3 protein-coding genes are annotated in these 810 nt (G+C 55.4%); all 3 read left to right on the forward strand.

From position 1 onward, the window contains the following. The coding region (locus KOM00_RS20485; RefSeq protein WP_216500867.1) for a hypothetical protein at positions 1-220 on the forward strand (220 nt) is incomplete at its 5' end. Then, positions 213-536, forward strand: coding sequence for a helix-turn-helix domain-containing protein (locus tag KOM00_RS20490; RefSeq protein WP_216500868.1), 324 nt, complete (start codon positions 213-215; stop codon positions 534-536). The genes KOM00_RS20485 and KOM00_RS20490, both read left to right, overlap by 8 nt. A 77-nt stretch (positions 537-613) precedes the next feature. Next, on the forward strand, positions 614-810 hold a 197-nt coding region (locus KOM00_RS20495), incomplete at its 3' end, for an Arm DNA-binding domain-containing protein (protein ID WP_216500869.1).

The following is an 810-nucleotide window of genomic DNA, read 5'->3' on the forward strand; positions in this document are numbered from 1 at the left end:
GGGCACTCAAACTTCGGCGCTGTTCTACATTTCCCATATTGCCGGCTGTCTCCCAGCCTACGCTGCCAGAACAGGAACCAGGGATTACAAAGACGCCATTCTCTCACTTGGCAAGGACTTATACGAACACTGGAGCAGAAGAGACTTCGACAAGGAATTCATCAAACGCTCCATCAAGCTTGGTCACACCGTTGAAGCCGGGGAGGGTTGCCATGAGTAGCCCCGAAGTGCTGACGGTTGAGCAGTTCGCAGAAAAGATGATGGTGTCCCGTACCACCGTATTCGGCTGGTTGAAAAGTGGGGTTTTAAAGGAAGGCATCCACTACATCCGACTAGGCCGAATCCTCCGCTTCTGCTGGCGGGAGGGCCTTTTCTTCCAAGGCCAGCAGAAGCCGCACCCGGAGGATGAAGGCCACGCAGCTCCGCCACCGGTGCCACGGAGTGAGCACGATTCACAGCGAGGCGCAGCCTCGGTCCCAGGCCCGGGGTTGACTTTCGGCAGGGGCGCAGCCCCGGCCATGAATCTCGACTATTGAACATTAGAGGAAATGCCGCTATTCTCCACGACGGACTTAGACACACTGAAGGGAGGGTAACGCCATGAGGACATAACATGAAAATCAAGAAAGGCACTATCAGCATCGACGCACCCGCAAGGGGAACAGGCAGCATAAAACGGCGCAAGGAATCGAAAAAGCTCTACGTAGACTTCTACTACTTCGGGCAACGCATCACCAGGTCAACAGAGCTGGATGACACCCCGGCCAATGAACGCCGTGTTCGTGATTTCCTTGACCGGATTCACCAGCG

The organism is Geomonas diazotrophica, assembly GCF_018919385.1.
GTDB lineage: Bacteria > Desulfobacterota > Desulfuromonadia > Geobacterales > Geobacteraceae > Geomonas > Geomonas diazotrophica.